The organism is Streptomyces aidingensis, from assembly GCF_900112355.1.
In the GTDB taxonomy this organism is placed as follows: domain Bacteria; phylum Actinomycetota; class Actinomycetes; order Streptomycetales; family Streptomycetaceae; genus Streptomyces; species Streptomyces aidingensis.
The window spans coordinates 64,940-91,765 of sequence record NZ_FOLM01000019.1 but is presented as its reverse complement, the minus strand read 5'-3'; the positions used below and the strand labels follow the sequence as shown (position 1 = coordinate 91,765).

30 protein-coding genes and 3 pseudogenes are annotated in these 26,826 nt (G+C 72.5%); 27 read left to right on the top strand and 6 right to left on the bottom strand.

What is annotated here, in order from left to right; genetic code table 11:
* From BM242_RS24915 to BM242_RS24820, 19 genes and pseudogenes are all read left to right on the top strand, one after another.
* Positions 1 to 314: pseudogene (locus BM242_RS24915) on the top strand (IS110 family transposase); the annotation flags it as partial.
* Between the two features lie 215 nt (positions 315 to 529).
* Positions 530 to 1,465 carry a Rossmann-like and DUF2520 domain-containing protein gene (locus BM242_RS24910; RefSeq protein ID WP_093841178.1) on the top strand — a complete coding sequence of 312 codons (936 nt, stop codon included), beginning with the start codon at positions 530 to 532 and terminating at the stop codon, positions 1,463 to 1,465.
* Complete coding sequence (gene panC, locus BM242_RS24905) at positions 1,462 to 2,682, top strand: pantoate--beta-alanine ligase (protein WP_093841177.1); 1,221 nt, start codon at positions 1,462 to 1,464, stop codon at positions 2,680 to 2,682. The genes BM242_RS24910 and panC overlap by 4 nt, the downstream gene beginning before the upstream one ends.
* Positions 2,683 to 2,717: 35 nt before the next feature.
* Positions 2,718 to 4,580 carry an L-aspartate oxidase gene (locus BM242_RS24900; protein WP_093841176.1) on the top strand — a complete coding sequence of 621 codons (1,863 nt, stop codon included), beginning with the start codon at positions 2,718 to 2,720 and terminating at the stop codon, positions 4,578 to 4,580.
* A gap of 32 nt (positions 4,581 to 4,612) precedes the next feature.
* The gene (gene nadC, locus BM242_RS24895) at positions 4,613 to 5,692 is read left to right on the top strand and encodes a carboxylating nicotinate-nucleotide diphosphorylase (RefSeq protein ID WP_093841186.1); all 1,080 of its coding nucleotides are present in this window, start codon (positions 4,613 to 4,615) and stop codon (positions 5,690 to 5,692) included.
* Positions 5,692 to 6,501 carry a type III pantothenate kinase gene (locus BM242_RS24890; RefSeq protein ID WP_093841175.1) on the top strand — a complete coding sequence of 270 codons (810 nt, stop codon included), beginning with the start codon at positions 5,692 to 5,694 and terminating at the stop codon, positions 6,499 to 6,501. Before nadC ends, BM242_RS24890 begins: the two co-directional genes overlap by 1 nt.
* Positions 6,502 to 6,569: 68 nt before the next feature.
* Entirely contained in the window at positions 6,570 to 6,824 is a 255-nt protein-coding gene (locus BM242_RS24885) for a hypothetical protein (RefSeq protein WP_093841174.1), read from the top strand.
* Between the two features lie 156 nt (positions 6,825 to 6,980).
* A complete protein-coding gene (locus tag BM242_RS24880; protein ID WP_093841173.1) occupies positions 6,981 to 7,166 on the top strand; it encodes a hypothetical protein in 186 nt (61 codons plus the stop codon).
* Positions 7,167 to 7,418: 252 nt separating this feature from the next.
* Positions 7,419 to 7,886: a BlaI/MecI/CopY family transcriptional regulator gene (locus tag BM242_RS24875; RefSeq protein WP_093841172.1), complete on the top strand. Its 468-nt coding sequence runs from the start codon at positions 7,419 to 7,421 to the stop codon at positions 7,884 to 7,886.
* 46 nt (positions 7,887 to 7,932) lie between these two features.
* A complete protein-coding gene (locus tag BM242_RS24870; protein ID WP_245834492.1) occupies positions 7,933 to 8,487 on the top strand; it encodes an amino-acid N-acetyltransferase in 555 nt (184 codons plus the stop codon).
* Between the two features lie 191 nt (positions 8,488 to 8,678).
* Positions 8,679 to 9,020: a histone-like nucleoid-structuring protein Lsr2 gene (locus BM242_RS24865; RefSeq protein WP_093841171.1), complete on the top strand. Its 342-nt coding sequence runs from the start codon at positions 8,679 to 8,681 to the stop codon at positions 9,018 to 9,020.
* A 574-nt stretch (positions 9,021 to 9,594) separates the two neighbouring features.
* On the top strand, positions 9,595 to 12,117 hold the full coding sequence (locus tag BM242_RS24855) for an ATP-dependent Clp protease ATP-binding subunit (RefSeq protein WP_093841170.1): 2,523 nt from the start codon (positions 9,595 to 9,597) through the stop codon (positions 12,115 to 12,117).
* 216 nt (positions 12,118 to 12,333) lie between these two features.
* On the top strand, positions 12,334 to 13,995 hold the full coding sequence (locus BM242_RS24850; RefSeq protein WP_093841169.1) for an MDR family MFS transporter: 1,662 nt from the start codon (positions 12,334 to 12,336) through the stop codon (positions 13,993 to 13,995).
* A 102-nt stretch (positions 13,996 to 14,097) separates the two neighbouring features.
* Positions 14,098 to 14,307, top strand: a complete 210-nt coding sequence (locus BM242_RS24845) for a hypothetical protein (protein ID WP_093841168.1) — start codon at positions 14,098 to 14,100, stop codon at positions 14,305 to 14,307.
* Positions 14,308 to 14,436: 129 nt separating this feature from the next.
* Positions 14,437 to 15,060: a DNA-3-methyladenine glycosylase I gene (locus BM242_RS24840; RefSeq protein WP_093841167.1), complete on the top strand. Its 624-nt coding sequence runs from the start codon at positions 14,437 to 14,439 to the stop codon at positions 15,058 to 15,060.
* 10 nt (positions 15,061 to 15,070) lie between these two features.
* Positions 15,071 to 15,538, top strand: a complete 468-nt coding sequence (locus BM242_RS24835; RefSeq protein WP_245834490.1) for a helix-turn-helix transcriptional regulator — start codon at positions 15,071 to 15,073, stop codon at positions 15,536 to 15,538.
* Positions 15,539 to 15,629: 91 nt separating this feature from the next.
* Positions 15,630 to 16,079 (top strand): VOC family protein, encoded by a 450-nt coding sequence (locus BM242_RS24830; RefSeq protein ID WP_093841166.1) that lies wholly within the window; start codon positions 15,630 to 15,632, stop codon positions 16,077 to 16,079.
* A gap of 201 nt (positions 16,080 to 16,280) precedes the next feature.
* Positions 16,281 to 16,742, top strand: a complete 462-nt coding sequence (locus tag BM242_RS24825; protein ID WP_093841165.1) for a nuclear transport factor 2 family protein — start codon at positions 16,281 to 16,283, stop codon at positions 16,740 to 16,742.
* Positions 16,743 to 16,889: 147 nt separating this feature from the next.
* Positions 16,890 to 17,412: pseudogene (locus BM242_RS24820) on the top strand (CoA transferase); the annotation flags it as partial.
* Between the two features lie 13 nt (positions 17,413 to 17,425).
* Here BM242_RS24820 and BM242_RS24815 read toward each other — a convergent pair.
* Entirely contained in the window at positions 17,426 to 18,118 is a 693-nt protein-coding gene (locus BM242_RS24815) for a TetR/AcrR family transcriptional regulator (protein ID WP_093841164.1), read from the bottom strand.
* Between the two features lie 131 nt (positions 18,119 to 18,249).
* Here BM242_RS24815 and BM242_RS24810 point away from each other — a divergent pair, with 131 nt between their 5' ends.
* Both BM242_RS24810 and BM242_RS24805 read left to right on the top strand, forming a co-directional pair.
* Positions 18,250 to 19,311 carry an aldo/keto reductase gene (locus BM242_RS24810; RefSeq protein ID WP_093841183.1) on the top strand — a complete coding sequence of 354 codons (1,062 nt, stop codon included), beginning with the start codon at positions 18,250 to 18,252 and terminating at the stop codon, positions 19,309 to 19,311.
* Between the two features lie 108 nt (positions 19,312 to 19,419).
* Complete coding sequence (locus BM242_RS24805; RefSeq protein ID WP_245834489.1) at positions 19,420 to 20,307, top strand: prohibitin family protein; 888 nt, start codon at positions 19,420 to 19,422, stop codon at positions 20,305 to 20,307.
* Between the two features lie 44 nt (positions 20,308 to 20,351).
* Here the strand turns inward: BM242_RS24805 and BM242_RS30600 are convergent.
* A pseudogene (locus BM242_RS30600) lies at positions 20,352 to 20,683 on the bottom strand (DNA-binding response regulator); the annotation flags it as partial.
* A 200-nt stretch (positions 20,684 to 20,883) separates the two neighbouring features.
* Between BM242_RS30600 and BM242_RS24795 the strand changes: the two are divergent.
* The 3 genes from BM242_RS24795 (at position 20,884) to BM242_RS24785 (ending at position 21,974) form a co-directional block, all read left to right on the top strand.
* The gene (locus tag BM242_RS24795; protein WP_093841162.1) at positions 20,884 to 21,156 is read left to right on the top strand and encodes a hypothetical protein; all 273 of its coding nucleotides are present in this window, start codon (positions 20,884 to 20,886) and stop codon (positions 21,154 to 21,156) included.
* 125 nt (positions 21,157 to 21,281) lie between these two features.
* A complete protein-coding gene (locus tag BM242_RS24790) occupies positions 21,282 to 21,560 on the top strand; it encodes a type II toxin-antitoxin system Phd/YefM family antitoxin (protein ID WP_093841161.1) in 279 nt (92 codons plus the stop codon).
* Between the two features lie 3 nt (positions 21,561 to 21,563).
* Positions 21,564 to 21,974, top strand: coding sequence for a type II toxin-antitoxin system VapC family toxin (locus tag BM242_RS24785; RefSeq protein ID WP_093841160.1), 411 nt, complete (start codon positions 21,564 to 21,566; stop codon positions 21,972 to 21,974).
* A 264-nt stretch (positions 21,975 to 22,238) separates the two neighbouring features.
* On the opposite strand, the gene BM242_RS24780 is transcribed toward BM242_RS24785, so the two are convergent.
* Positions 22,239 to 22,763 (bottom strand): CGNR zinc finger domain-containing protein, encoded by a 525-nt coding sequence (locus BM242_RS24780; protein WP_093841159.1) that lies wholly within the window; start codon positions 22,761 to 22,763, stop codon positions 22,239 to 22,241.
* 25 nt (positions 22,764 to 22,788) lie between these two features.
* Here BM242_RS24780 and BM242_RS24775 point away from each other — a divergent pair, with 25 nt between their 5' ends.
* The gene (locus BM242_RS24775) at positions 22,789 to 23,457 is read left to right on the top strand and encodes a LysE family translocator (protein ID WP_217652585.1); all 669 of its coding nucleotides are present in this window, start codon (positions 22,789 to 22,791) and stop codon (positions 23,455 to 23,457) included.
* 53 nt (positions 23,458 to 23,510) lie between these two features.
* On the opposite strand, the gene BM242_RS24770 is transcribed toward BM242_RS24775, so the two are convergent.
* The gene (locus tag BM242_RS24770) at positions 23,511 to 23,711 is read right to left on the bottom strand and encodes a DUF397 domain-containing protein (RefSeq protein ID WP_093841158.1); all 201 of its coding nucleotides are present in this window, start codon (positions 23,709 to 23,711) and stop codon (positions 23,511 to 23,513) included.
* 7 nt (positions 23,712 to 23,718) lie between these two features.
* Positions 23,719 to 24,609: a helix-turn-helix domain-containing protein gene (locus BM242_RS24765; RefSeq protein ID WP_093841157.1), complete on the bottom strand. Its 891-nt coding sequence runs from the start codon at positions 24,607 to 24,609 to the stop codon at positions 23,719 to 23,721.
* Between the two features lie 218 nt (positions 24,610 to 24,827).
* Between BM242_RS24765 and BM242_RS24760 the strand changes: the two genes are divergently transcribed.
* On the top strand, positions 24,828 to 25,259 hold the full coding sequence (locus BM242_RS24760; protein WP_245834488.1) for an ATP-binding protein: 432 nt from the start codon (positions 24,828 to 24,830) through the stop codon (positions 25,257 to 25,259).
* A 67-nt stretch (positions 25,260 to 25,326) separates the two neighbouring features.
* On the opposite strand, the gene BM242_RS24755 is transcribed toward BM242_RS24760, so the two are convergent.
* Entirely contained in the window at positions 25,327 to 25,686 is a 360-nt protein-coding gene (locus BM242_RS24755) for a winged helix-turn-helix transcriptional regulator (RefSeq protein WP_093841155.1), read from the bottom strand.
* A 57-nt stretch (positions 25,687 to 25,743) separates the two neighbouring features.
* Here BM242_RS24755 and BM242_RS24750 point away from each other — a divergent pair, with 57 nt between their 5' ends.
* The gene (locus BM242_RS24750; protein ID WP_093841154.1) at positions 25,744 to 26,619 is read left to right on the top strand and encodes an NmrA family NAD(P)-binding protein; all 876 of its coding nucleotides are present in this window, start codon (positions 25,744 to 25,746) and stop codon (positions 26,617 to 26,619) included.
* The last annotated feature ends 207 nt before the right edge of the window (positions 26,620 to 26,826 follow it).

Below are 26,826 nucleotides of genomic sequence, written 5' to 3'. Positions count from 1 at the left end.
CCCGCAAGAACTACGCCGGCACCAGCCCGATCACCCGCGCCTCCGGCAGGACCCACAGCGTCCAAGCCCGCTTCGCCCGCAACGACCGCCTCGCCGATGCCCTCCAGAGACAAGCGTTCTCCGCCATCAACACCTCGCCCGGCGCTCGGCGCTACTACGACAAGCAGCGCGCCCGCGACTCGGGCTACAACCCCGCCCTGCGCCAGCTCGGCAACCGCCTCGTCGGCATCCTCCACGGCTGCCTCAAGACCCGTACCCACTACGACGAGGCCACCGCGTGGTCACACCACGCAACCCCCACCACCGCCGCTTGACATCAAAACGCCATGGGATGTCTGACCGGCCGCACCGCCGCACCCGCCGCCCGGGCGGCGCGGCTCGTCTCAACGGGTGGCGTCCGGCGGTGGCGCCCGGTTACCCGCGGATAGCATGGGTGTGAACGTCCGGTACCGATGCCCATGGGGCGCCATGGGTCCCGCCAGTCCGCCCGGTCCGGCGGAGGACCGGAACGTAGCAACGGAAGGTCGCCGTGAACGCACCACACCACCCCGGCGGCTCCGGCACGCCCGGACGGGCCGAGGACCGGCCGGCCCGGCTCGCGGTCGGGGTCGTCGGCGCCGGACGCGTCGGCCCCGCGCTCGCCGCCTGCCTGGCCCTGGCCGGCCACCGCCCGGTCGCCGTCTCCGGCGTCTCCGACGCCTCCCGCCGCCGTGCCGACGCGCTGCTGCCCGGCGTCCCGGTGGTCGATCCGGCGGGCGTGCTGGCCCGCGCCGAGCTGGTGCTGCTCACCGTCCCGGACGATGTGCTGCCCGGCCTGGTGCGCGGCCTGGCCGACACCGGCGCGGTCCGCCCCGGGCAGCTTCTGGTGCACACCTCCGGCCGCTACGGCGCCGGCGTCCTGGACCCGGCGCGCCGGGCCGGCGGCCTGCCGCTCGCCCTGCATCCCGCGATGACCTTCACCGGCACCCCGGTGGATGTGCAGCGGCTGGCCGGCTGCTCGTTCGGTGTCACCGCGCCCGAGGAGCTGCGGCTGGCCGCCGAGGCGCTGGTGATCGAGATGGGCGGCGAGCCGGAGTGGATCGAGGAGAGCGCCCGCCCGCTCTACCACGCCGCGCTGGCGCTGGGCGCCAACCATCTGGTGACGCTGGTCGCCCAGGCCATGGACCTGCTGCGGGCGGCGGGGGTCGGCGCGCCGGACCGGATGCTCGGGCCGCTGCTCGGTGCCGCGCTGGACAACGCGCTGCGCTCCGGCGACGCCGCCCTCACCGGCCCGGTGGCGCGCGGGGACGCGGGCACCGTGGCGGCGCACGTCGCCGAGCTGCGGGCGCATGCGCCGGACACCCTGCCCGGCTATCTGGCCATGGCGCGGGCCACCGCCGACCGCGCGCTGGTGCACGGCACGCTCCGGGCCGAACAGGCCGAGCGCCTTCTGGAAGCCCTCTCGTCGGACGGAGAACCCGCATGAGCGCCGCCCCCGCTCCGAGCCCGGCACAGGGCCCCGCACAGGGCCCCGCACAGGGCCCCGCACAGGGCCCCGGCCCCGTTTCCGGCGGGCCGCCGCCCGTGCTGCGCACCGCCGCCGCGCTGGGCGCCCTGCCGCGGCCCGGCCACGGCCCGCGGGCCGTGGTGATGACCATGGGGGCGCTGCACGAGGGCCACGCCACGCTGATCCGCGCGGCCCGGGCCCGCGCCGGGCGGGACGGACAGGTGGTGGTCACGGTCTTCGTCAATCCGCTCCAGTTCGGCGCGGGCGAGGACTTCGACCGCTACCCGCGCACCCTGGACGCCGATCTGGCGGTGGCGGCGGCGGCCGGCGCGGACGCGGTCTTCGCCCCGCCCGCGGCCGAGGTGTACCCGGGCGGCGAGCCGCAGGTGCGGATCAGCGCCGGGCCGATGGGGCACCGGCTGGAGGGCGCCTCCCGGCCGGGCCACTTCGACGGCATGCTCACCGTGGTCGCCAAGCTGCTCCACCTCACCGCCCCCGACCTCGCCCTGTACGGGCAGAAGGACGCCCAGCAGCTCGCGCTGATCCGCCGCATGGTGCGGGATCTGGACTTCCCGGTGGAGATCGTCGGCGTGCCCACGGTCCGCGAGGAGGACGGGCTGGCGCTCTCCAGCCGCAACCGCTACCTCTCCACGGCCGAGCGGCGTACGGCGCTGTCGCTCTCCCGGGCGCTGTTCGCCGGCCAGGACCGGCTGGCCGCGGAGGCGGCACTGCACGCCCGCGCGCTCGCCGCACCGGCCGCGCCGCAGCGCGCGGCGGGGCTGGCCGCCATGGACGAGACCCGGGCGTCGGCGGACGCCTACGCGGTGGCCGCCGCGTCCGGCCGCCCGCCGGTGCCGGCCGCGGTCCTGGCCGCCGCCCGCTCGGTGCTGGAGGACGCCGCCGAGCTCGATCCGCCGCTGCGGCTGGACTATCTGGCGCTGGTCGACCCGGCCGGCTTCACCGAGGTCCCGGACGACTGGACCGGCGAGGCGGTGCTGGCCGTCGCCGCCCGGGTCGGCGGCACCCGGCTGATCGACAACCTTCCCCTCACCTTCGCCGCCTTCGCCGACCCCCCGCCGGAGGCCCCGGCATCCCGCGCGAAGCCGGCGGCGGGCACCGCCGGGAGCGGGCGGCCGGGCAGGGCCGGCGGTGACCTGTCCGGCGGTGACCTGGGCGACATGGAGGTGCGGCGGTGAGCGGAGCGGGGACGGGCGGCGCCGGCGGGATAGGCGTGGCGGGGACGGCACTGTCCTCGCCGCCGAGCTGGGCCGTGCGGGCCGATGTGGTGGTGGTCGGCTCCGGCGTGGCCGGGCTGACCGCCGCGCTGCGCTGCGCCGCCGCCGGGCTGGCCACCGTCATCGTCACCAAGGCGCTGCTGGACGACGGTTCCACCCGCTGGGCGCAGGGCGGCATCGCCGCCGCCCTGGGGGCCGGTGACACCCCGGAGCAGCACCTCGCCGACACCCTGGTCGCCGGGGCCGGCCTGTGCGACGAGCGGGCCGTGCGCATCCTGGTCACCGAGGGCCCGGATGCCGTCCGCCGCCTGATCGCGGACGGCGCCCGGTTCGACACCGCGGCCTCCGGGGAGATCGCCCTCACCCGTGAGGGCGGTCACCATCGCCGCCGCATCGCCCACGCGGGTGGTGACGCCACCGGCGCGGAGATCTCCCGGGCCCTGGTCGAGGCCGTCCGCCGGGCCGGGATCGAGACCATCGAGCACGCCCTGGTGCTGGATCTGCTCAAGGACCCCGCCGGCCGCGCCGCGGGCGTCTCGCTGCATGTGATGGGCGAGGGCCGGCACGACGGCGTGGGCGCCGTGCACGCCCCCGCCGTGGTGCTGGCCACCGGCGGCATGGGCCAGGTCTTCGCCGCCACCACCAATCCCGCGGTCTCCACCGGCGACGGCGTGGCCCTGGCGCTGCGCGCCGGCGCCGAGGTGGCCGACCTGGAGTTCGTGCAGTTCCATCCCACCGTGCTCCATCTGGGCCCGGAGGCCGAGGGGCAGCAGCCGCTGATCTCCGAGGCGGTGCGCGGCGAGGGGGCCCATCTGGTGGACGCCGCCGGGGTCCGCTTCATGCTGGGCCGGCACGAGCTGGCCGAGCTGGCGCCGCGCGACATCGTCGCCAAGGGCATCATGCGCCGCATGCGGGAGCAGGACGCCCCCCACATGTTCCTGGACGGCCGGCACTTCGGCGCCGCGATGTGGCGGGAGCGGTTTCCCACCATCCTGGCCGCCTGCCGGGCGCACGGGATCGACCCGGTGACCGAGCCCGTGCCGGTGTCACCGGCCGCCCACTACGCCTCCGGCGGGGTGCGCACCGACGAGCACGGCCGTACCACCGTGCCGGGCCTGTACGCCTGCGGCGAGGTGGCCTGCACCGGCGTGCACGGCGCCAACCGCCTGGCCTCCAACTCCCTGCTGGAGGGCCTGGTCTTCGCCGAACGGATCGCCCGCCGGGTGCGGCGGGAGCACCGGGTGGGACACCGGGGGGAGCACCCGGTGGCGGGCGCCGCGCCGGCGGCCGGGGACCGGCCGGCGCAGCGGCTGCTGCCGCCCGAGGCCCGGCCGGAGATCCAGCGCATCATGAGCCGCGGCGCGGGCGTGCTGCGCTCCGCGGCCGGGCTGGACCGGGCCGCGGCCGAGCTGGACGAGCTGGCCGGCCGGGCCGGTGACAAGCCGGCCGAGCCGGGCACCGAGAGCTGGGAGACCACCAATCTGCATCTGGTGGCCCGGGTGCTGGTGGCCGCGGCCCGGGAGCGCGAGGAGACCCGGGGCTGCCACTGGCGGGAGGATTTCCCGGAGCGGGACGACGCCCGCTGGCGCCGCCATCTGACCGTCCGCCTCCGCGCCGCCGGCGGCCCCGGTTCCGCCCCAGGTCACGGTGGTGATGTCAAGGGCGGCTCCGGTTCCCGCCGCGGTGGCTCTACGCTCGACCTCCGGGCCACGGACGGGACCGGGCTGCCGGGTACCGCGCCCGGCGCGGTGTTCCCGGTGTCCCCGGCGGCGGACACCGCCGCACCACCGGCAACTGCGGCACCACCGGCACATCCGGCACCACCGACCTCATCAGCACAAGGAGAAGCACACCCGTGAACCCCAGCCCCGACGCCTCCCGGCCGCGCCCGGTGGAGCTGACCCTGCTGCCGCTCGGCACCCGCCCCGACGATGCGACCGGCACGAGCGCAGGCGGCGGCTGCGGGGACTCCTGCGGCTGCGGAGCCGGCGCCGAGGACGGCCTGCCGGCCGGACACGACCCGCTGGAATGCGGTCTGGACCCGGAGCTGGCCGCGCTGCTGGCCGCGTCCGGTCTGGACCCGGTGCTGGTCGAGGACATCGCGCATCTCGCGCTGGAGGAGGACCTCGACCACGGCGTGGACATCACCACCGTCGCCACCGTCCCCGAGGACGCGGTGGCCACCGCCGACTTCACCGCCCGCCGCCCCGGCACCGTGGCCGGTCTGCGGGTGGCCGAGGCGGTGCTCTCGGTGGCCTGCACCGACGAGCTGGAGGTCGAGCGCCATGCGGAGGACGGCGACCGGGTGAGCGCCGGGCAGGTGCTGCTCTCCGTCACCGGCCGCACCCGCGATCTGCTGACCGGTGAGCGCAGCGCGCTGAACCTGCTGTGCCGGCTGTCCGGGATCGCCACCGCCACCCGCGCCTGGGCGGATGCCCTGGAGGGCACCGCCACCCGGGTCCGCGACACCCGCAAGACCACCCCCGGGCTGCGTGCCCTGGAGAAGTACGCGGTGCGCTGCGGCGGCGGTCTCAACCACCGGATGTCCCTCTCCGACGCCGCCCTGATCAAGGACAACCATGTGATCGCGGCCGGCGGGGTGGCCGAGGCGTTCGCCGCGGTCCGGGCCGCCCTGGAGGAGGCGGGCAGCCCGGGGCTGCCGATCGAGGTCGAGGTGGACCGGGTGGACCAGATCGAGCCCGCGCTGGCCGCCGGCGCCGGTGCGCTGCTGCTGGACAACTTCACGGTGGAGGACACCCACCGGGCCGTGGAGCTGGTGGCCGGGCGCGCCGCCCTGGAGTCCTCCGGCGGCCTGGTGCTGGACAACGCCCGCGCCTACGCCGAGACCGGGGTGGACTATCTCGCGGTGGGCGCCCTGACGCACTCCGCGCCCGTCCTCGACATCGGGCTGGATCTGCGCCCCGGTCCGGCCACCGCGGGCGGCGGGCGGCAGCGGCAGGAGGACGTCTGATGCTGCTCACCATCGACGTCGGCAACACCCACACGGTGCTCGGCCTCTTCGACGGCGAGGAGATCGTCGAGCACTGGCGGATCTCCACCGACGCCCGCCGCACCGCCGACGAGCTGGCCGTGCTGCTCCAGGGCCTGATGGGCATGCATCCGCTGCTGGGCGAGGAGCTGGGCGACAACGTGGACGGCATCGCCATCTGCTCCACCGTGCCGTCGGTGCTGCACGAACTGCGCGATGTGACCCGCCGCTACTACGGGGACATCCCGGCCGTGCTGGTGGAGCCGGGCGTCAAGACCGGCGTGCAGATCACCACCGACAACCCCAAGGAGGTCGGGGCGGACCGCATCATCAACGCGGTGGCCGCGGTCGAGCTCTACGGCGGCCCCTGCATCGTGGTGGACTTCGGCACCGCCACCACCTATGACGCGGTCACCGCGCGCGGGGAGTACGCGGGCGGCGCCATCGCGCCCGGCATCGAGATCTCGGTGGAGGCCCTCGGCCGGCGCGGCGCCCAGCTCCACAAGGTGGAGCTGGCCCGGCCACGCCATGTGATCGGCCGCAACACGGTGGAGTCCATGCAGTCCGGCATCCTCTACGGCTTCGCCGGCCAGGTGGACGGCGTGGTGGAGCGGATGGCCCGGGAGCTGGCCGACGATCCGGACGAGGTGACGGTGATCGCCACCGGCGGACTGGCCCCGCTGGTGCTGCGCGAGGTCTCGGTCATCGACGCGCACGAACCCTGGCTCACCCTGATCGGGCTGCGCCTGGTCTATGAGCGCAACATCGGGGGGCGGCGCGGCCCGCGCTGAGCCCCGGCGGCTGACACGCCGGATGTGCAGCATGCGCGCATTGTCCGTTTAGCGGCTAATCTCGGGGCATGACTGGGTACGACGCCGAGGGCCGGGAGGGGCAGCAGGGGGACGAGCGGCGCGCCCGCCGGGAGCCGCGGGCCGGCGGCGGGGAATCGGGCGGCCCGGCGCAGCAGCGCCCGGAGAACCGCCCGGAGAACCGCCCGGAGAACGGATCCGAGAAGGGACCGGAGAAGGCGCCGGGGAAGGGGAAGCGCAGGCCGGTGCCCACTCCGGCGGAGGTCTTCAAGGGCAAGCGACCCCCGCGGCCGGCCGCCTCGTAGCGCGGTATTACTCTGGTTGCCGCCCGGTCCGGCTCAGGTGTTGACTTCCGGCTTCCGCTCCCGGCTTCGGGCGGTGCGAGGCAGGAAGCCGGGAAGCGCACCCGCCGGGATGCCGGGCTGTCAGGGAGACCGAAGCGGAAAAGGAGGCCCGGAGCCGTGGATTACCTTGCCGCGCTCTTCCCGCCCACGGTGATGGCCGTGGCTTTCATCGCTCTGATCGCGACCATCGTGAAGTCCCAGGGCGGCACCAACAAGTTCAAGGAAGACGCCGCCGCGGAGGCCATGGCCGCCGCCGAGGCCGCGCGTTCGGGGGGCGGGCGGGAGCCGGACGGCGGCCGTTAGCCGACCCTCCGCGTCGCCGGTTACGCCCGTGCATACCCCGCGCAAAGCCCGCGCACGGGGACATGACATCCCGGGCGCATGTCCGGCGTTCCTCCGCGGTATCCGGGGCAGGTATCCGGGGGCCGTATCAGCGGCACAATGGCCCCGGCCCCGGCCGTCGAACGCCGTGGGCGGCTCCCGCACCGGCCCGCGCCCGCCGCTGTGACCTGGCCGATCACCGGATATTGGGGCATGTGCGGCTATTCTTCTCGGGTGCCTCGGCCATTGGGAGACCTGGAAGACGCGGTGATGACCCGCGTATGGGAGTGGAACCGTCCGGTCACGGTGCGGGAAGTTCTGGAGGATCTCCAGCGGGAACGCTCGATCGCTTATACGACAGTGATGACGGTGCTGGACAACCTCCATCAGAAGGGCTGGGTCCGGCGCGACCAGCAGGGCCGGGCCTATCGCTATGAAGCCGTCTCCACACGCGCCGCTTACGCCGCGGCATTGATGAACGACGCCTGGGCGGCGAGCGACAGTCCGGCCGCCGCACTGGTCGCATTCTTCGGGATGATGTCGCCCGAGCAGACCGCCGCGTTGCGCGATGCCCTCCGGGTGGTCGGAGTACCGGGTGTGCGGCTCACCGATGCGGCCCCGGCGGCGGCCCGGGAAGAGACCGCGGAAGGCGGCGAAGCAGCCGGTCAGCGGGCACCGGGCGGCGCGTCGCCGGCCGCCTGAGCCCCCGGCGGCGAGGACCGCGCGGGACGGCGGTAGCCTCCCGGATGTGAAGAGCGGCGCAAACACCTCACCCGCTGCCCGGGAGACCGGGGAGCGCCCGGAAATTACCGTGCGCCGGGCCCGTACCCCCGACATCCCGGTCGTCCGCCGGCTGATCGATGCCTACGCCCGGGACCGCATCCTGCTGAACAAGGCCACGGTCACGCTTTACGAGGACATTCAGGAGTTCTGGGTCGCGGAGCGGGATCTGGACGCCCGGGTGGTCGGGTGCGGCGCGCTGCACGTGATGTGGGAGGATCTCGCCGAGGTGCGCACCCTGGCCGTCGATCCCGGGCTGCGCGGCTCCGGTGTGGGCCACCGGCTCCTGGAGAAGCTGTTGCAGACGGCGCGCTGGCTGGGCGTCCGCCGTATTTTCTGCCTGACCTTCGAGGTGGAGTTCTTCGGCCGGCACGGCTTCGCCGAGATCGGCGATACCCCGGTCGACGGCGATGTGTACAGCGAGCTGCTGCGTTCCTATGACGAGGGTGTCGCCGAGTTCCTCGGACTGGAACGCGTGAAGCCGAACACATTGGGCAACACTCGCATGCTGCTGCATCTCTGATTACCGAAACACTCTCTTCCGACTCCGTTCCGGCACTGTTCCTCTCGTTCCTTTATGTCCGAATCGTCCATGTCGAGACGGCAGAAGTCTCCCGGTCTATCGCTCCAGGGTTTGTGTTTTTCCGCAAAGCGCGGTTTCATTACGTGCCAAGAGGAAAAGTATTCGGCACCGATGGAATGAGGAGCAGCCCGATGGCGCAGAAGGTTCAGGTCCTTCTCCTCGACGACCTCGAGGGCGGCGAGGCCGATGAGACCGTAACGTTCGGGCTCGACGGCAAGAGCTATGAGATCGACCTCAACTCGGAGAACGCGGATCAGCTCCGCGCGGCTCTGGAGCCCTACCTGAAGGCCGGCCGGCGTTCCACCGGCCGTGCTCAGCGCGGAACGCGGACCGGCCGTACGGCGGCTGCCGGCTCAGGCACCGCCGACACCGCCAAGATCCGGGCCTGGGCGAAGGAGAACGGCTACGCGGTGAATGACCGGGGCCGCGTTCCGGCCGAGATTCGCGAGGCTTACGAAAAGGCCAACGGCTGAAAATCCGCATGCGCCGACGCCACCGCGCGCCGGAAGCCACTCTCCGCTCACGGGGTAGACGAGGGGCCGTGCCCGCAAGGGCCGGCCCCTCGCGGCATGCCCGCGCCGCGTCGGCCGCGGGCGCCGCTATTGTCATGCTCCTCACATACGCGGCATCTGCCCGCCCGGCGCCGGGCCGGGCCGGGCGCCCGGTTTCCCGCGGCCTGTTCGCCAGTAGCGGATGCCGTGGGCGTGTTCCGCATGGAGTGCCAGCCTGGACGGGTAGGAAACCGGTAGTGGCTCACGGGGGCGGTGACGTCGGAGGCGACGCTTCCCTCCTGGTATGCGGCGGCCGGCGGCGGAGCTCCTCAGCGGCGTTCGCCATCGGCGTAGCCATACCAGGTGGAATCGCCTGGCCTGCGGGAACATCGTCTCGCACTATCGGGTTGGAACTGGTGCCGGACCGAACGGGGTCTTTCCGCCCAGGACGGGTACGGCAACAGAAAGAAGCGGTCCCGCCCGCCGGGACTAAGCTGCGGAAGGACAGGGAGGGGACCGACCCCTTACTGACTGACCGCTCTGAGGAGCGATAACGATGTTCGAGAGGTTCACCGACCGCGCGCGGCGGGTTGTCGTCCTGGCTCAGGAAGAGGCCCGGATGCTCAACCACAACTACATCGGCACCGAGCACATCCTCCTGGGCCTGATCCACGAGGGCGAGGGTGTCGCCGCAAAGGCCCTGGAGAGCCTCGGGATCTCGCTCGAGGCGGTCCGCCAGCAGGTGGAGGAGATCATCGGCCAGGGCCAGCAGGCCCCGTCCGGCCACATTCCCTTCACCCCCCGGGCCAAGAAGGTGCTGGAGCTGTCGCTCCGGGAAGCCCTTCAGCTCGGCCACAACTACATCGGCACCGAGCACATCCTGCTGGGCCTGATCCGCGAGGGCGAGGGCGTCGCCGCGCAGGTCCTGGTCAAGCTCGGCGCCGACCTCAACCGGGTGCGGCAGCAGGTCATCCAGCTGCTCTCCGGTTACTCCGGCGGCAAGGAGGCCGCCACCGCCGGCGCGCCCAGCGAGGGCACGCCGTCCACCTCCCTCGTGCTCGACCAGTTCGGCCGCAATCTCACGCAGGCCGCCCGGGAGAACAAGCTCGACCCGGTCATCGGGCGCGAGAAGGAGATCGAGCGGGTCATGCAGGTGCTGTCCCGCCGCACCAAGAACAACCCCGTGCTGATCGGTGAGCCCGGCGTCGGCAAGACCGCCGTCGTGGAGGGCCTGGCGCAGGCCATCGTCAAGGGCGAGGTGCCCGAGACCCTGAAGGACAAGCACCTCTACACCCTGGACCTCGGCGCGCTGGTGGCCGGCTCCCGCTACCGCGGTGACTTCGAGGAGCGCCTGAAGAAGGTGCTCAAGGAGATCCGCACCCGCGGCGACATCATCCTGTTCATCGACGAGCTGCACACCCTGGTCGGCGCGGGCGCCGCCGAGGGCGCCATCGACGCCGCCTCCATCCTCAAGCCGATGCTGGCCCGCGGTGAGCTGCAGACCATCGGTGCCACCACGCTGGACGAGTACCGCAAGCACCTGGAGAAGGACGCCGCGCTGGAGCGGCGCTTCCAGCCGATCCAGGTGGCGGAGCCGTCGCTGACCCACACCATCGAGATCCTCAAGGGGCTGCGCGACCGGTACGAGGCGCACCACCGCGTCTCCATCACCGACTCCGCGCTGGTGGCGGCGGCCCAGCTCGCCGACCGCTACATCTCCGACCGCTTCCTGCCGGACAAGGCGATCGACCTGATCGACGAGGCCGGTTCGCGGATGCGCATCCGCCGGATGACCGCGCCGCCGGACCTGCGCGAGTTCGACGAGAAGATCGCCGGGGTGCGCCGGGAGAAGGAGTCCGCGATCGACTCGCAGGACTTCGAGAAGGCCGCCTCGCTGCGGGACACCGAGAAGCAGCTTCTCCAGCAGAAGGCGCAGCGGGAGAAGGAGTGGAAGGCCGGCGACATGGACGTCGTCGCCGAGGTGGACGAGGAGCTGATCGCGGAGGTGCTGGCCGCCTCCACCGGCATCCCGGTCTTCAAGCTCACCGAGGAGGAGTCCTCGCGGCTGCTGCGCATGGAGGACGAGCTGCACAAGCGGGTGATCGGCCAGGACGACGCCATCCGGGCGCTGTCCCAGGCGATCCGCCGCACCCGGGCCGGTCTGAAGGACCCGAAGCGTCCCGGTGGCTCGTTCATCTTCGCCGGCCCGTCCGGTGTCGGTAAGACGGAGCTGTCCAAGACGCTGGCCGAGTTCCTGTTCGGCGACGAGGACGCGCTGATCGCCCTGGACATGTCGGAGTTCGGTGAGAAGCACACCGTCTCCCGGCTGTTCGGCTCACCGCCCGGCTACGTCGGGTACGAGGAGGGCGGCCAGCTGACCGAGAAGGTGCGGCGCAAGCCGTTCTCGGTGGTCCTCTTCGACGAGGTGGAGAAGGCCCACCCGGACATCTTCAACTCGCTGCTGCAGATCCTGGAGGACGGCCGGCTGACCGACTCCCAGGGCCGGGTCGTGGACTTCAAGAACACGGTCATCATCATGACCACCAACCTCGGCACCCGGGACATCTCCAAGGGCTTCAACATGGGCTTCGCCCCGGCCGGAGACGTCACCACCGGGTACGAGCGGATGAAGACCAAGGTCAACGACGAGCTGAAGCAGCACTTCCGGCCCGAGTTCCTGAACCGGGTGGACGACACCATCGTCTTCCACCAGCTCTCGCAGGACGACATCATCAAGATCGTCGACCTGATGGTCGCGCAGGTGGACGAGCGGCTCCGGGACCGGGACATGGGCATCGAGCTGTCCCCCGACGCCAAGAAGCTGCTGGCCAAGCGCGGCTACGACCCGGTGCTGGGCGCCCGGCCGCTGCGCCGGACGATCCAGCGGGAGATCGAGGACACCCTCTCGGAGAAGATCCTCTTCGGCGAGCTGCGGCCCGGTCACATCGTGGTGGTCGGCACCGAGGGCGAGGGCAAGGACGCCAAGTTCACCTTCCGGGGTGAGGAGAAGGCGGCCCTGCCGGAGGCCCCGGTGGCCGCGGCGGCGGGCGGCAAGCCCAACATGTCCAAGGAGCGCTGAACAGCGCGGAGCAACGGCGTTTCCGCCGGGCCGTCCGGCCCGGCGGAAACGCCGTTTCGCTGTCTGCGTGCCCGGTGCCGCCCGGCACGGCCGGGTGCGGCACCCGGGGAAAAACTTACTTGACGCCCGGCAAGTTGCTGCCGTAGGTTCGTCTGGCATCTGCAACGCTGCCGCCCGCCGTCCGACCCGGGGGCGGCGTCGTTCCGTGGGGAGAACATGAACCAGCAGCACCCGGCCCCGGACCGACCGGCGGCCGAGCCGGCAGAACCCGTCGCGCCCGTCGCGCCCGTCGCGCCCGCCGAACCGGCCGGGCGTCCGCCGCGCTCCCTGCGCGTGATCCTGGTCGCGCTGAGCATCTCCATCCTGCTGGCGATGCTCGACAACATGATCGTGGCCACCGCCATGCCCACCATCGTCGGCGAGCTGGGCGGCCTGGCCCATCTCTCCTGGGTGGTCACCGCCTATACGCTGGCCACCGCCGCATCCACCCCCATCTGGGGCAAGCTGGGCGACCTCTACGGCCGCAAGGGCGTCTACCTGGCCTCCATCGTCCTCTTCCTGGCGGGCTCGGTCACCTCCGGCGCGGCCCAGACCATGGGCCAGCTCATCGGCTTCCGTGCCCTCCAGGGCCTGGGCGCCGGCGGCCTGATGGTCGGCACCATGGCGATCATCGGCGAGCTGATACCGCCTCGGGAGCGCGGCAAGTACCAGGGCATGTTCGCCTCCATCATGGCCGTCGCCATGATCGGCGGCCCGCTGCTGGGCGGCCTGATCACCGACCATCTCGGCTGGCGCTGGGCCTTCTACATCAACCTGCCGCTGGGCGCGGTGGCGCTGGTCATGGTCTCCTCGGTGCTGCATCTGCCCCGGCGGCGCGGCCGGGCGCGGATCGACTACCCGGGCGCGGTGCTGCTCACCACCGGCATCGTCTCGCTGGTGCTGGTCACCACCTGGGGCGGCTCCGAGTACGCCTGGGGCTCGGCCGTCATCCTCGGCCTGATCGCGCTCGGCGTGGGCGCCCTGGCGCTGTTCCTGTTCGTGGAGACCCGGGCCCCCGAGCCGCTGCTGCCGCTGCACATCTTCCGCAGCGGCAACTTCTCGCTGGTCACCGGGATCGGCTTTCTGCTGGGCTTTGTGATGTTCGGCTCGATGATCTTCCTGCCGCTGTTCCAGCAGACGGTGCAGGGCGCCTCCGCCACCAACAGCGGCCTGCTGCTGCTTCCCATGCTGCTGTCGATGATGCTGGTCTCGCTGGTGGTCGGCCGGGTGACCACCGCCACCGGCCGCTACCGGTGGTTCCCGATGACCGGCGGCCTGCTGATCACCACCGGGCTCTGGCTGCTGTCCACCATGACCACCGGCACCGGCCGGCTGACCACCGGCCTGTTCATGGCCCTGGTGGGCGCGGGCATGGGCTTCTTGATGCAGCTCACCATGCTGATCGCGCAGAACAGCGTGGAGATGAAGGACATGGGCGTGGCCTCGTCCACCGCCACCCTCTCCCGCACCCTGGGCGGCTCCTTCGGAGTGGCCCTGCTCGGCGCCTTCTTCAACCGCCGGGTCACCGGCAGCCTCGCCGAGCAGGGCGCGGCGGGCAGCTCCGCCAGGGACGCCGGCCCGGACGGCGGCCTGGCCGTCTCCGAGACCGGCGCCCAGCTCGACCCGGCGTCCCTGGCGGAACTGCCCGCCGCGGCCCGCGCGGCCTACGAGACCGCGGTGGCGGCCGGCACCCACGCCGTCTTCCTGGCCGCGTCCCTGGCCGCGGTGGGGGCCTTTGTGGCGGGCTGGTTCATCAAGGAGATCCCGCTGCGCGGCGGGACCCCCGCCGCCCCGCCCGCCGGGGCCAGGAAGGACGCCCCGGTCCCGGCGGGCGCCTGACCGCGCCCGCGCGCCGGGCGCTCCGGCGCCGGCGGTCCGGTCCCGGCCGCCTCGCGGATGGCGGGCGCTGCGCCCACCATGAGGGGAGGAGGTGACGGTGGCATGGAGCACGCGATGCGGGCGGAGTACCCGCACGACGACCCGGGGGCGGGGGTCAAGAGCTGGCACATGGTGCGCGGCGAGGGGAACGCGGCGATGTGCGGGCGGGAGCTGCTGCCCGACGCCGAGCTGCGCCCGGACAGCGACTGGGGCACCACCGCCGAACCGATGTGCCACACCTGCGGCGCGATGTACCTGCGCGAGGTGCCCTGAACCGGGCGCGCCGGTACCCCGGCTCCCCCGGGGGTGTTCCCCGGACTCAGCATCATCACAGCGTGATGGCGCATATCTGGCCGGTAGCCGACTGCTTGATTGTCGGTGCCATCCGGGACACTGGATGCCATGGACGTCACCCATCCGGCACCGGCCCAGGCCGCCGGAGCTCCGGATTCCGACGGGCTGGCGCGCTGCCCCTGGGGAGCGGAGCCAGACGATTACCGCGTCTACCACGACACCGAGTGGGGCCGCCCGGTGCGGGGAGACGACGCGCTGTTCGAGCGGATCAGCCTGGAGGCCTTCCAGTCGGGGCTGTCCTGGCTGACCATTCTGCGCCGCCGGGAGGGTTTCCGTCTGGCCTTCGCCGACTTCCGCATCCGCAAGGTCGCCGCCTTCACCCCGGACGACATCCAGCGGCTGCTCGGCGATCCCGGCATCATCCGCAACCGCGCGAAGATCGAGGCCACGGTGCACAACGCCCGGATCGCCGCCGACTGGTCCGAGGGCGAGCTGACGGAGCTGATCTGGTCCTTCGCACCGGAGCGGCCCGGCCCGCCGCCGCGCACCCCGGCGGATGTGCCGGCGGTCACCCCGCAGTCCACCGCCCTGTCCAAAGCGCTGAAGAAGCGCGGCTTCCGCTTCGTCGGCCCGACCACCGCCTACGCCCTGATGCAGGCCTGCGGCCTGGTCAACGACCACCTCGCCGACTGCCACGCGCGCAACGCGGGCGCGGCCGTGCCCGGCGTGTGACGATGAGGCCATGACCACACCGGGCATGGTGCGGCTGCGGCAGCTGCGCCGCGCCAAGGACCTGATGGACCGGGACTGGTCACAGCCCCTGGACATCGACGCGGTCGCGGCGCACGCCGGCTACAGCCCGTATCACTTTGTCCGCGCCTTCAAGGCCGCCTACGGCGAGAGCCCGGGGCAGTATCTCTCCCGCCGCCGCATCGAGCGGGCCGGGGAACTGCTGCGCACCGCGAGCCTGTCCGTCACCGAGATCTGCCATCTCGTCGGCTTCCACAGCCTGGGCAGCTTCTCCCGCACGTTCAAGCGGCGCACCGGGCTGTCCCCGAGCGAGTACCGCGACCGCCATCCGCATCGCGGCTCCGCCCTGATCCCCGGCTGCTTCGCGCTGCTGTGGACCGGGGGCTTCCCGGCCCGCGCGCCCGGCGCACAGCAGCGCAATTCCGGAGAAGCGGGGGCCCGGCGCCCCTCCCTAGGGTGAGCAGGGTGAGCTGGGGGGAGCCGGACCGGGCAGCCGCCGGGCCGGCGCCGCCCGCACCGCACCGCACCGCACACACGGAGGCAGCACCGCCATGATCCGCAACGTCGCCATCGCCACGGTCTGGAGCACCGACCAGGACCGGGACGTGAAGTTCTTCACCGACAAGCTGGGCTTCGAGGTGCGCACCGACCTGGAGATGGGGTCCGTGCGCTGGCTGACCGTGGGCGTGCCCGGCCAGGCCGACATGGAGCTCACCGTGATGCCCTCCGACGGCCCGGGCCTGGACCCGGAATCCGCGGAAATGCTCACCACGCTGGTCAGCAAGGGCGTGCTGGGCGCGGCCGTGCTGCGCACCGACGACTGCCACGGGGACTACAAGCGCTTCAAGGACGCGGGTGTGGAATTTCTCCAGGAGCCCATGGAGCGCCCCTACGGCGTGGAGGCCATCTTCCGCGACCCGTCCGGCAACTGGTACTCCCTGACCGAGGAGCGTGACAGCCTCGACACGACCAAGCCCTGGCCCGGCGCTCCCGAGGGCTGAACGGGGCGCGCGGCGCCCGGCCGCACGCTGCCTCATCCGCGTGGATTCGCGCCGGGCGCGGCATACTCCCCGCCCGGCCGGCGCAGGCTGCCGGCAACCACTGCCTGCCGCCCGCGCGTGCCGGGCACGCGCGCCGCCGCGAAGGAGTACCGCCATGAGCACGGAAACCTCCCCGGGTCCCGCGGCGAGGAGGGACCGCACATGACCACCACCGCCGCCGGTTCCGCCGCCGCAGCCGCCGGTACGGCCGCCGCTCTGGCCGACCGGCTGGAGATCCAGGAGCTCGTCACCCGGCACGCCCTGTGGATGGACGAGCGGGCCCGGACGGATCCGCGGCTGCTGTTCACCGAGGATGTAGCCGTCACCACCCCGGCCGGGCCGGTGCAGGGCATCGGGCCGCTGGTGGACCGCATCCACCGGCACCATCCGGATGCGGAGCGGGCCCAGCACCGGCTGAGCAACATCCTGGTCGACCTGGACGGGGACCGGGCCGCCGTCCGGGCCCTGCTGCATGTCACCCGCATCCCCCGGCCGGACTCCGAGCCGCTGTTCCTCGGCGGCACCTACACCTACCGGGCGGTGCGCACCCCCGCCGGCTGGCGGCTGGCCGGCCTGGAGATGACCCCGCTGTGGCGCACCGGCCCCTGGCCCGACCACCACTGACCCCCGTCCGGCCGGGCGCGCCGGGGGATCGGAGAAATCGATCACCTTCCGGCCGGGCGGGCCCCGGGGCTTGGCAGACTGACCGGCATGACGCAGCGAGAGCCGGGCGACGCGGCCACCGTTCACGCCTGGGCCGCCCTGGGCGGCCGGGAGGGCCTGGCCGAGGGGGTGACCTACCGGGAGGCGCCGGGCGTGCTGCCGTCCAGGCTGCCCGTGCGGGAGCTGGCCCGGGCCCTGGGCGGGCCGGCGCGGCTTCGACAGCCTGGTCCAGGCCGCCACCGGCATCGCCGCGGCCGAGGCCGGTCCCGACGGCCGGCCCGGCGCGCTGCCCGCCCAGGCGCTGGACCACGGCACCGGCTATCTGCTGGCCGCCGCCGTGCTGCGCGCCCTGAGCGACCGTCAGCGCACCGGCGGCGCGGGCCGGGTGATCCGGCTCTCCCTGGCCGGGACCGCCTCCTGGCTGCTGCACGGCCTGAGCCCCGTGCCGCCGGCGGGCGGCGGCCCGCCCGGGCCGTACGATCCCGGTGATCCCGCCCCCTGGCTCACCGTGACCGGCTCGCCGTACGGGCCGCTCCGGCACGCCCTGCCGCCGGTGCACTACGCGGGCGCCCCGCGCACCTGGGACCGTCCGCCGTCCCGCTGGGGCACCGACCCGGCCGTCTGGCGGTGACCGGCGAGAGCCGTCAGACGCCCTCGCCGCCGCCGTCGCCGTCGCCGTCCCCGTCGCCGGTCCCGGTGTCCTTCTCGCGCACATAGGCTCCGGCCCTGGCCGCCGCCGCGGTGGCCGCCGCCGCCCGCTCCGCGGCGGCCTCGTCCAGCGGCCGGCCGGTGGTCAGCATCAGGTAGTACAGGGGCGCGGAGACGGCCCGGATCACCTCCCGGGCGTCGGTGCCCGCGGGCACCTCGCCGCGGGCGACGGCCTGTTCGACGCAGGGCGCCCATTCGCCGACCCGGATCTCGTAGAAGCGGTGCAGCGCCGCCGCCGTCCCCGGCTCGCAGGTGGCGGCGGCGAGCACGGCCCGGAACAGCGCGCCCTGCCGGGGATCGGCCAGGGTGCGCCGCACCAGGCGGGCGTTGGCCCGCAGATCGCCGAGGAGCGAGCCGGTCTCGGTGCGCGGCAGCGACTGCTCGGCCATGTCCGCCAGCAGGTCCGCCACCAGCCCGGGCACCGTTCCCCAGCGACGGTAGACGGTGGTCTTGCCGACCCCGGCGCGGCGCGCGATGTCGGCCAGGTCCAGATGGGCGAAGCCCTGCTCGGCCAGGGCGTCCCCGGCCGCGCGCAGCACCGCGGCCCGTACCCGCGCGGTGCGCCCGCCGGGGCGGACCGTCCCCGGTTCCGTGCCCCCGGGCCCGCTCTGCCTCGCCGCCGACTCCATAACGGGACTCCAGTTTCGTTAATCGCCTTGATGATGCTACCGTTGCCGCCATGCTAACGGAACGGCGGACCCGTTAGTGTCGGCAGGGGAGGCACGGAGACATGGAGATGGACATGGAGATGGACATGGGCATGGAGTACAGGCGGCTCGGCGGGTCCGGGCTCAGGGTCCCCGCGCTGAGCTTCGGCGCCGGCACCTTCGGCGGCAGCGGGCCGCTCTTCTCCGCCTGGGGCGACACCGGCCCCGCCGAGGCCCGGCGGCTGGTGGACATCTGCCTCGACGCCGGGATCACCCTGTTCGACACCGCCGACGTCTACTCCGACGGGGCCTCCGAGGAGGTGCTCGGCGCGGCGGTCCGGGGACGGCGCGACCGCGTGCTGCTCTCCACCAAGACCGGCCTGCCGATGGGCGACGGCCCCTGGGACGCGGGCACCTCGCGCTCCCGGCTGATCACGGCCTGCGAGGACGCGCTGCGCCGGCTCGGCACCGACCACATCGATCTCTTCCAGCTCCACGCCTACGACGCCGCGACCCCCGCCGAGGAAGTGCTCGCGACCCTCGACGACCTGGTCCGGGCGGGCAAGGTCCGCTACACCGGGGTGTCCAACTTCTCCGGCTGGCAGGTGATGAAGCACCTCGCCGTGGCGGAACGGTACGGCCGTCCGCGCCATGTCGCCCAGCAGGTGTACTACTCGCTCCTCGGCCGCGACTACGAGTGGGAACTGATGCCGCTGGCGGCCGAGGAGGGCCTGGGCGCCCTGGTCTGGAGCCCGCTCGGCTGGGGACGGCTCACCGGCCGGATCGGCCGGGGCAGGCCGCTCCCGGCCGGCAGCCGGCTGCACGACACCGCCGGCTACGGCCCGCCCGTCGAGGACGAGCACCTGTACCGGGTCACGGACGCCCTGGAGGAGATCGCCGCCGAGACCGGCCGCGCCGTCCCCCAGATCGCCCTCAACTGGCTGCTGGCCCGGCCCACCGTCGCCTCGGTCATCATCGGGGCCCGCAACGAGGAGCAACTGCGCCAGAACCTCGGCGCGGTCGGCTGGACGCTCAGCCCCGAGCACACCGCGAGGCTCGACGCGGCCGGCGCCCGTACCGCGCCCTATCCGTACTTCCCCTACGAACGTCAGGAGGGTTTCGCCCGCCTCAGCCCGCCGATGACGGGCCGCCCGGCCCCCGCCGCCTCCCGCTGACCGCCGGGGCGGCCCAACGAGCGGACCCACGGGCCGAGTTGCCCCGCCCGCAGGCCGTAGTATCCGGCTCGGAACACCGAGGTACCGATCTGCGCAGGGGGAGTCGTCGTGGTTTTCGCCATTCTGCTGATACTTGTCGCCGCCGGGCTGTTCGTGGCGGCCCGGGTGACCGAGAAGCGGTCGCTGAAGCTGGGCGCGCTGGGCTCGCTGCTGGCCGCGGCGCTGGCCGCCGTGCTGAGCTGCGTGCATGTGGTCGGCGCCTACGAGGTGGGCGTGCCGGTGACCTTCGGCAAGGTCGGTGATCCGCTGAAGTCCGGTATGCATCTGAAGCTGCCGTTCACCTCGGTCACCACCTTCTCCACCCGCCCGGTGGACCTCACCCTGGAGGGCGAGGATGAGATCGAGGTCCGCTCCTCGCAGGGCGGGGTGATGTATGTGGAGCTGACCGTGAAGTGGTCGGTGAACCCGGAGAGCGCGGTGGACCTGTACCGGCTGGCCGGGGACGAGGAGGCCATCCAGGAGCGGCTGGTCTACCCCGACAGCAGGGAGATCGTGCGGAACGTCTTCGCCCAGCACACCAGTGAGGAGGGCTACGCCTCCGGCCGGGAGGAGATCAGCCTGGAGATCGCGACCGCCATCGAGGAGCGGCTCGCCCCGCGCGGTATCACCGTCACCAATGTCAATCTGCGCAATGTGCAGCCGTCGGAGAAGCTCCAGGAGCAGATCGACCGCACGATCCAGCAGCAGCAGGCCACCGAGCGGGCCGAGGAGGAGCAGCGGACCGCCGAGGCGGAGGCCGAGCGCAAGCGGATCGAGGCCGAGGGCATCGCCGAGGCCAACCGCATCCTGGAGGAGTCACTGACCGACCGGGTGCTGGCCAAGCTCTGCATCGACGCCTTCGCCGAGGCCGCCGCCCAGAACCCGGTCTACACCTCGCCGTGCGGCGACGGCACCGGCACCCCGGTCATCGTGGACGGCACCGGCACCGGGGACTGAACGGACCATCGCCCGGCCCGCGCCGCCGCCGGCGCCCGCGGGCGTCAGCCGTTGCCCGGGGTTACCAGGCCGGTTTCGCAGGCCAGGACCACGAGCCTGGCCACGGCCCGGTTGACATGGGTCTTCGCGGTCGTCGGGCTGATCGCCATCAGCCCGGCGAGCCGGTCGTCGGACAGGCCCTGCGCGGCCGGGGGCGACGGCCTCGTGTTCCCGGTTGGTCAGCCCGGCCGGCCGCCGCTCGCCGGCCACGGCGCCCCGGCCGCAGCGGCTGGGCGACATCACGGTCGATCAGCTTGCGGGTGACGGACGGGGCGAGCAGCGGGTCGCCACGCGCGGCGACCCGCACCGCGTGCAGAAAATCCGAGCGCGCGGAATCCGCTGCGCAGCAGCGGCCGGTCGTCCACCAGCAGAACCCGGATCACGAGCTCCCGGAGCCGCCGCCCGGCTCCGCCTGAGGGGAGGGTGCCGGTCCGCGAGTTGATTCGACAGTAATCTATATTGACATCCGTCGATCAGCCTGTCAGGATCTTTGCATCGACATACGTCGAATCAACCTCTTCCGGAGGGGAGACTGCCATGTCCCGTGATCCGTACGCCCCGGGTGTCGCCGATTCCGCCCGCACGCCGCGCCCGGCCGGGGGCGGGGCCGCCACCGGCGGTTCCTGCTGCTCCGCACCGGGTGGCGAGGCGGGGAATGCCGGAGCGGTCCATGCCGCCTCCGGCGCCGCCGCGCCGGAGACCTGCTGCGGTACCACCGCCTGCTGCACCCCCGACGAGCGGGCCGTCGCCCCGGACCGGACCCCGGCCGAGGCCAAGGCCGCCGCCGGCTGCGGCTGCACCGCCCCCTGACCGGCCACGCCCCACCGCCCCGGGCCCGCCGCCTGCGGGCCCGGAAGCGGTCCATCACGAGCCCTGGTAGGATCTAGACTGTCTAGACAGACGAGCCACTCGTCCTAGGGAGCGGAGGCGACGCCATGCGCTGGCAGGTGCAGGAGGCGAAGCAGAAGTTCAGCGAAGTACTGCGGCACGCCGAGGAAGAAGGGCCCCAGGTCGTCACCCGGCACGGGGAGGAGGTCGCGGTAGTGATCGATATAAGGGAATATCGCCGTCTGCGCGGCCGGCAGCCCGAGTTCCGCGATTTCCTGCTGGAGCAGCACGAGGAGCCGGACGACGACTTCGCGCTGGAGATCGAGTCGATCGTCGCCGCCCGTACGGCCGACCTGCCCCGGCAGGTGGATCTGGGAGAGGACTGAGAGGTGTACCTGCTGGACACCAACGTGGTGTCGGAGCCCCGCAAGCGGCGCCCGGACGTGAAGGTGGTCGAGTGGTACCGGGGCATCCCCGAGGGCAGCCTGTTCGTCAGCGCCTTGCTCATCGGTGAACTTCGCAAGGGTGTGGAGAACAAGCGGTCCCGGCAGCCGGACGCGGCCCAGGCGCTGGAGAAGTGGCTCACCAGGCTGAAGCGGGAGTTCGCCGACCGCGTCCTTCCTGTCACACCCGAAGTGGCAGAGCGCTGGGGGGAGATGAACGCACACCGGCCGTTTCCCGTCGTGGACGGGCTGATGGCCGCCACCGCGCTGACCCACAACCTGGTTCTCGTCACCCGGAACATCAAGGACTTCGCCGGCACCGGTGTGCGGCTGCTCGATCCGTTCGAGCAGGGCTGACGACGGTGACGGCTGTGGTCTCCCGGCGGCAGGACATGACGAAGCCGATCGGAGAAACCGGCTCCTTCGCAAAACCGAAGGAGCGGAACGACCAGCCATGGCCGGGGCGAATCCGAGACCCCCGACGCCCTGGCGTAATGTCGGGGTGACCCGGAGGCCCGGCCCTGTCGTGGCACGTGGACCGCAGTTCTGAGGTGGTCGCCAACGCGGTGCTCGCCTCCCGGGTCTGCCGTCATCCGTATCCGCCGGTCGCGGGGCGGGTCCTCACCGTTCGCGCTGACGCGCGCGGTGCCGGCGGACGGCGTCCCGGCTGCCGCAGCGTGGTGAGCAGTACCGCTGGGTGCCGTTCCGCGAGATGTCGACGACGACGTTCGTGCAGGGCGGAGCGGCGCATCGGCCGAGGCGATGCATGCCACGAGTCGTCAGGTGCAGCGCGGTGCCGACGCTGAACACGGCGTGCAGCACGCGCGGCAGGTCGTCGTCGACGTCGCGATAGTGCAGATGCCAGCCCTCGCCGTTGTGGTCGGTCAGGCGCGGAAACGCCGTCGCGGCGGCCATCTGCTCGTTGAGGATCGCCGCCCGCATGTTCGGGTCGGGGGCGTCGACGACCCGGAGCCAGGCATCCAGCACTGCCCGACAGCGGGCGTGATCGTCGGGCCGCTCGGGGAAGGGCGCCGTCATGCCGAACTCACGGGTCCGCTCGACGATTCCGTCTCTCGTGCCGGGCCAGTCGTCGGCCAGGGAGCGGGCGAGGAGCACGGCATACTCGCCGTAAGGGTTGAGATGCACAAGGCCATTACATCAGGGTGGGGGAATGCCGCTCACCTCGTTGACCCCGCCCGTCTCCGGTGCCGCCGTCCTCGCGATGGCGCTCACCGCGCTGGTCATGGTGCTGACTCCCGGGCCCAACATGATCTATCTCGTTTCACGCAGCATCGGCCAGGGGCGTGGGGCGGGGCTCATCTCCCTGGCCGGCACCGGTGCCGGCTTCGTCATCTACATGTTGATGGCCAGCCTCGGCCTCGCGGTCGTGTTCGTCGCCGTGCCCTGGCTGTTCATCGGCTTCAAGGCCGTCGGCGTCCTCTACCTGGCCCACCTGGCCTGGCAGGCCCTGCGGCCCGGAGGGCGAGGCGTGTTCGAGGTCCGTGACATTGCCCGTGACAGCCCGGCCCGGCTTTTCCGCATGGGGCTGCTGACGAACCTGCTCAACCCCAAGGCCGCGATCATGTACCTGTCCCTGATACCGCAGTTCATCGAACCGAGCCGTGGGAATCCGGCGGTGCAGGGCCTGGCTCTCGGGGCGGTCCAGATCACCGTGAGCCTGATCGTCAACGCCCTGATCGTCCTCGCCGCCGGTACCATCGCCGTCTTCCTCGCGCAGCGCCCGAGCTGGGCCGCCGTGCAACGTCGCGTCACCGGCACCCTCCTGGGCGCCGCCGCCCTCCTGCTCGCGCGCGAGGTGCCCGCACGAGCCCGGGTCTGAGATCCCGCGTGCCGCCTGCCGACCGGTGCGGCAGGGCCGCCTCTTCCGGCACGTCAGTCCGTGGTCGCCGGGAGCCGCCCCGCCTTGATGCCGTCCAGCAGCGCCCGGTACGCCGCCGGCCCGGCGCTGAGTATCAGATCCGGCCGCTCACTCTCCCGCAGCAGCAACCGTTCGCCCGTCAGCGCCAGTTCGACGCAGTTTGTGTCGCCGTTCGGGCTGCTGAAGCTGGACTTCTGCCAAGCGCGTTCGCTCATGGCTCCCTCACAGGACGTACAGCAGGTGCTGAATGAGGCTAAGCGAATCCCGCTGCGTGTACGACCTGCGTTCCGGCCCCGACACGTCGATCGGCGGCAGGGCCACATCGGAAAGGCGGCTGAAAATGTCGCGATACCGCGTGAGCTGCTCAGGGGTGCTGAGGAAACTCGATCCGGCATCGCTCTCCAGATATACGGTGTCCAGCAGCGGGTGGCGGCTGTGGCAGTGGACGAACGGCGTCCCCACCAGGGGCATGGGCGCTGACCTGAACGGGACGAGCTGGACGGTGATATGCGGCAGGCGGGACACCTCGATGAGGTGGGTGAGCTGCCGACGCATGATGTCCGCGTCCACGAACCGCATGTGGAAGGCGGCTTCGTGGATGACCGCATGGAGGGACGGTGGGTCGTCTCCGGTCAGCACCTCCTGTCGCCGGACCCGGAACTCGATGAACCGCTGGGTGCTGTCCGCCGGTTCGCCGGGGTTGCCCGCCGTCAGCAGGGCGCGGACGTATTCGGGGGACTGGAGAAGCCCGGGCAGATGTGTCGGCTCGTAGGTGCTCAGCGCGACGGCCGACGACTCAAGCTCGGCGAGGTCCCGGCCTCGTGCGCTGATGTCCTTGCGGTAGTGCGACCACCATCCCTTGCCCGTGGCGAGAACCATCGCCACAAGCTCCTCGATGTAGGTTTCAGAGCTGCACCCATATGCAGTGAGAAGCTTTCGGAGCTTCTCCTCCGCGATCGCCGTTCGACCGGCTTCGATGTGGTTCAGGTAAGGGCCGGTGAGGCCCACGACGGCGCCGGCTTCGGCCGCCGACATCGCGCACTTCTCCCGAAGTCTGCGTAGTTCGAGCCCGATACGACGCTGCCGCTGTGTTGGGTTGGCGCGAAGTCCCATGGGTCTCTGATAGCAGTCGGCGGTGGGTCTCTCCCAGCCCGGGCCGACCTTGTCACTCAATCGGGTGGCTCTCACTCCATGAGTAGCAGTCTGAAACTCTTCATCGCTACCGTTGGACACTCACAGTCGGCAATGAAACGCACACTCGCCGTCATCACGCCGAAAACACCGAGAGGGGAACTGCCATGCTGCCACCGCCGCGTGCTGCTGTGCCGCCCGTGCACTTCGGTGGGGAGACGTTCCCGCTGTCGGACTTCTCGCTGCACTTCCCGGCGCACCCGGCGTGGGTGGGCGTCGCGCGGGAGGCGATGCGTACCGCGCTCGCTCACGGCCTCCCGGCCTGGCGCGAGATCATGGAGACCGCCGTGCTGCTGACATCCGAGGTGGTCAGCAACGCGGTCATCGCCTCCCGGGCCTGCCGTCACCCGTATCCGCCCGTGGATCTCTACGCCTCCTGGACGCTGCGCGGCGACCTCCACGTCCGCGTCTTCGACCGCGCCCCCGGCGAGCCCGTCACCGTGCCGCCGCCCTCGCCGTCCCCGGACGACGAGCACGGCCGTGGCCTGCTGCTTCTCGCCCAGCTCGCCCGCCGCTGGAACGTCCACCGCCACAACCCCGCCCCCGGCAAGACCGTCTGGTTCCAGCTCTGACCGAGACCGGTCGCGGCGAGGTGTCCACGACGACGTTCGTGCAGGTGGCGGCGGTGCACCGGCGCGTTCAGTCCTCCGGCAGGGGGTGTTCCTCGCCCCAGATGAGCATCGCGTACAGGATGCCGCTCAGGCTTCTGCCCTGCTCGGTGAGGGCGTAGACCACCCGGGGCGGCACCTCCGCGTACACGGTACGGGTGAGAATCTGCTGGTGCTCCAGACTGCGCAGCCGGTCGGTGAGCGTCTTGGCGCTCGGCGTGCCCAGCGCACTGCGCAGTTCGCCGAAGCGCTTGGGGCCGGACAGCAGTTCCCGCACGATCAGCGTCGCCCACTTGCCGTCCAGAACCTTGAGCGTGCGGTCAACCCCACAGCCGGGCGAATGGCACGGCCCCAGCAGACGATCGAGCTGCTCATCACCATTGATTTCCATACGGAAACAATAGAACCTGCTGGGTACTGCTTCAGCACTTGAACTAGCTTCCGGTCCATGCAGACATCAACCGTCGTCGTCCATGGGGCGACCGGCGCGCAGGGCGCACCGGTCGTCCGTCACCTCCTCGCCGCGGGCCACCGGGTCCGCGCCGCCGTCCGCAACCCTGCCGCATGTGGTCCGGACCCGGGGGCCGAGGCGGTCTTCGCCGACCTCTCCGACCCCGACTCGCTGACCGCCGCCTACACCGGGGCCGATGCCGTGGTCGTGCAACTCCCGCTGGTCTTTTCGGCCGAGGCCGCCGTGCCGCAGGCCGAGGCGGTGCTCGCCGCGCTCAAGCGGAGCGGCGTGGCCCGGGTCGTGTTCAACACCGGGGGCTCCCTGGTCATGGAGCGGATCGGGGTGCCGTTCGTGGACGCCCGGGCGCTGCTGGCCACGGAACTGCCGGGCGTGGTGAGGACGGCCACCGTGGTCGCCCCGGCGCGCACCTATATGGAGAACCTCTCCGCCCCGTGGTCGGCGCCGATGGTGGCGTCCGGCGGCGAGGTCGCCTACCCGCTGCCCGCGGAGCTGCCGGTGCCCTGGGTCGCCCTGGACGACCTGGGCGCGGCCGTCGCCGGGCTCATCGCCTCCCCGGCGCCGCCGCCGCTGCGCGTCGTCGCCGGTCCGCAGGCCCTGACCGGTGACGAGGCCGCCGCCGAGATCGCCGCGGCGCTCGGCCGCCCGGTTCGCTGGCGCACCATCGACGTGGCCGAGTGCGAGCGGATGCTGGCCCCGTTCCTGGGCCCGGAGGCCGCGGCGGGCGTCGCCGCCGCCTATGCCCCGCTCCCGCCCGGCGCCCCGGCGCCGCCCGAGCCGGACCCGGCGGTGATCCACACCGGCAGCACCACCCTCCGCGAGTGGGCCGAGCGGCAGCCCTGGCCGCTCAGCTGAACCCACCGGGCAGCCGGCCGGGCGGCTGCCCGCGCCGCGGGCCGTGCTGCGGGCGGGGGAGCAGCACGGCCCGCCGTCAGCTGCCGGACGAGGGCCGTGATGTGGGCAGTACCCAGGTCGCGCGCCGCCCGGGTCAGCCAGCCGGACGCGCTGTTCTCCTTCGGCGGTGATGGTGGGGCCGACAGGTGTTGGTATCCCTCTCCGTGT

Excerpts from the sequence above, each read along its gene's own strand:
- BM242_RS24755 (WP_093841155.1), bottom strand. The coding sequence starts at position 25,686 with ATGGAAATCAATGGTGATGAGCAGCTCGATCGTCTGCTGGGGCCGTGC.
- BM242_RS24845 (WP_093841168.1), top strand. The coding sequence starts at position 14,098 with ATGGAGCACGCGATGCGGGCGGAGTACCCGCACGACGACCCGGGGGCG.
- BM242_RS24815 (WP_093841164.1), bottom strand. The coding sequence starts at position 18,118 with ATGGAGTCGGCGGCGAGGCAGAGCGGGCCCGGGGGCACGGAACCGGGG.
- BM242_RS24825 (WP_093841165.1), top strand. The coding sequence starts at position 16,281 with ATGACCACCACCGCCGCCGGTTCCGCCGCCGCAGCCGCCGGTACGGCC.
- BM242_RS24750 (WP_093841154.1), top strand. The coding sequence starts at position 25,744 with ATGCAGACATCAACCGTCGTCGTCCATGGGGCGACCGGCGCGCAGGGC.
- BM242_RS24890 (WP_093841175.1), top strand. The coding sequence starts at position 5,692 with ATGCTGCTCACCATCGACGTCGGCAACACCCACACGGTGCTCGGCCTC.
- BM242_RS24865 (WP_093841171.1), top strand. The coding sequence starts at position 8,679 with ATGGCGCAGAAGGTTCAGGTCCTTCTCCTCGACGACCTCGAGGGCGGC.
- BM242_RS24765 (WP_093841157.1), bottom strand. The coding sequence starts at position 24,609 with ATGGGACTTCGCGCCAACCCAACACAGCGGCAGCGTCGTATCGGGCTC.
- BM242_RS24795 (WP_093841162.1), top strand. The coding sequence starts at position 20,884 with ATGTCCCGTGATCCGTACGCCCCGGGTGTCGCCGATTCCGCCCGCACG.
- BM242_RS24770 (WP_093841158.1), bottom strand. The coding sequence starts at position 23,711 with ATGAGCGAACGCGCTTGGCAGAAGTCCAGCTTCAGCAGCCCGAACGGC.
- BM242_RS24775 (WP_217652585.1), top strand. The coding sequence starts at position 22,789 with ATGCCGCTCACCTCGTTGACCCCGCCCGTCTCCGGTGCCGCCGTCCTC.
- BM242_RS24790 (WP_093841161.1), top strand. The coding sequence starts at position 21,282 with ATGCGCTGGCAGGTGCAGGAGGCGAAGCAGAAGTTCAGCGAAGTACTG.
- BM242_RS24830 (WP_093841166.1), top strand. The coding sequence starts at position 15,630 with ATGATCCGCAACGTCGCCATCGCCACGGTCTGGAGCACCGACCAGGAC.
- BM242_RS24850 (WP_093841169.1), top strand. The coding sequence starts at position 12,334 with ATGAACCAGCAGCACCCGGCCCCGGACCGACCGGCGGCCGAGCCGGCA.
- BM242_RS24835 (WP_245834490.1), top strand. The coding sequence starts at position 15,071 with ATGACCACACCGGGCATGGTGCGGCTGCGGCAGCTGCGCCGCGCCAAG.
- BM242_RS24810 (WP_093841183.1), top strand. The coding sequence starts at position 18,250 with ATGGAGTACAGGCGGCTCGGCGGGTCCGGGCTCAGGGTCCCCGCGCTG.
- BM242_RS24855 (WP_093841170.1), top strand. The coding sequence starts at position 9,595 with ATGTTCGAGAGGTTCACCGACCGCGCGCGGCGGGTTGTCGTCCTGGCT.
- BM242_RS24885 (WP_093841174.1), top strand. The coding sequence starts at position 6,570 with ATGACTGGGTACGACGCCGAGGGCCGGGAGGGGCAGCAGGGGGACGAG.
- panC (WP_093841177.1), top strand. The coding sequence starts at position 1,462 with ATGAGCGCCGCCCCCGCTCCGAGCCCGGCACAGGGCCCCGCACAGGGC.
- BM242_RS24840 (WP_093841167.1), top strand. The coding sequence starts at position 14,437 with ATGGACGTCACCCATCCGGCACCGGCCCAGGCCGCCGGAGCTCCGGAT.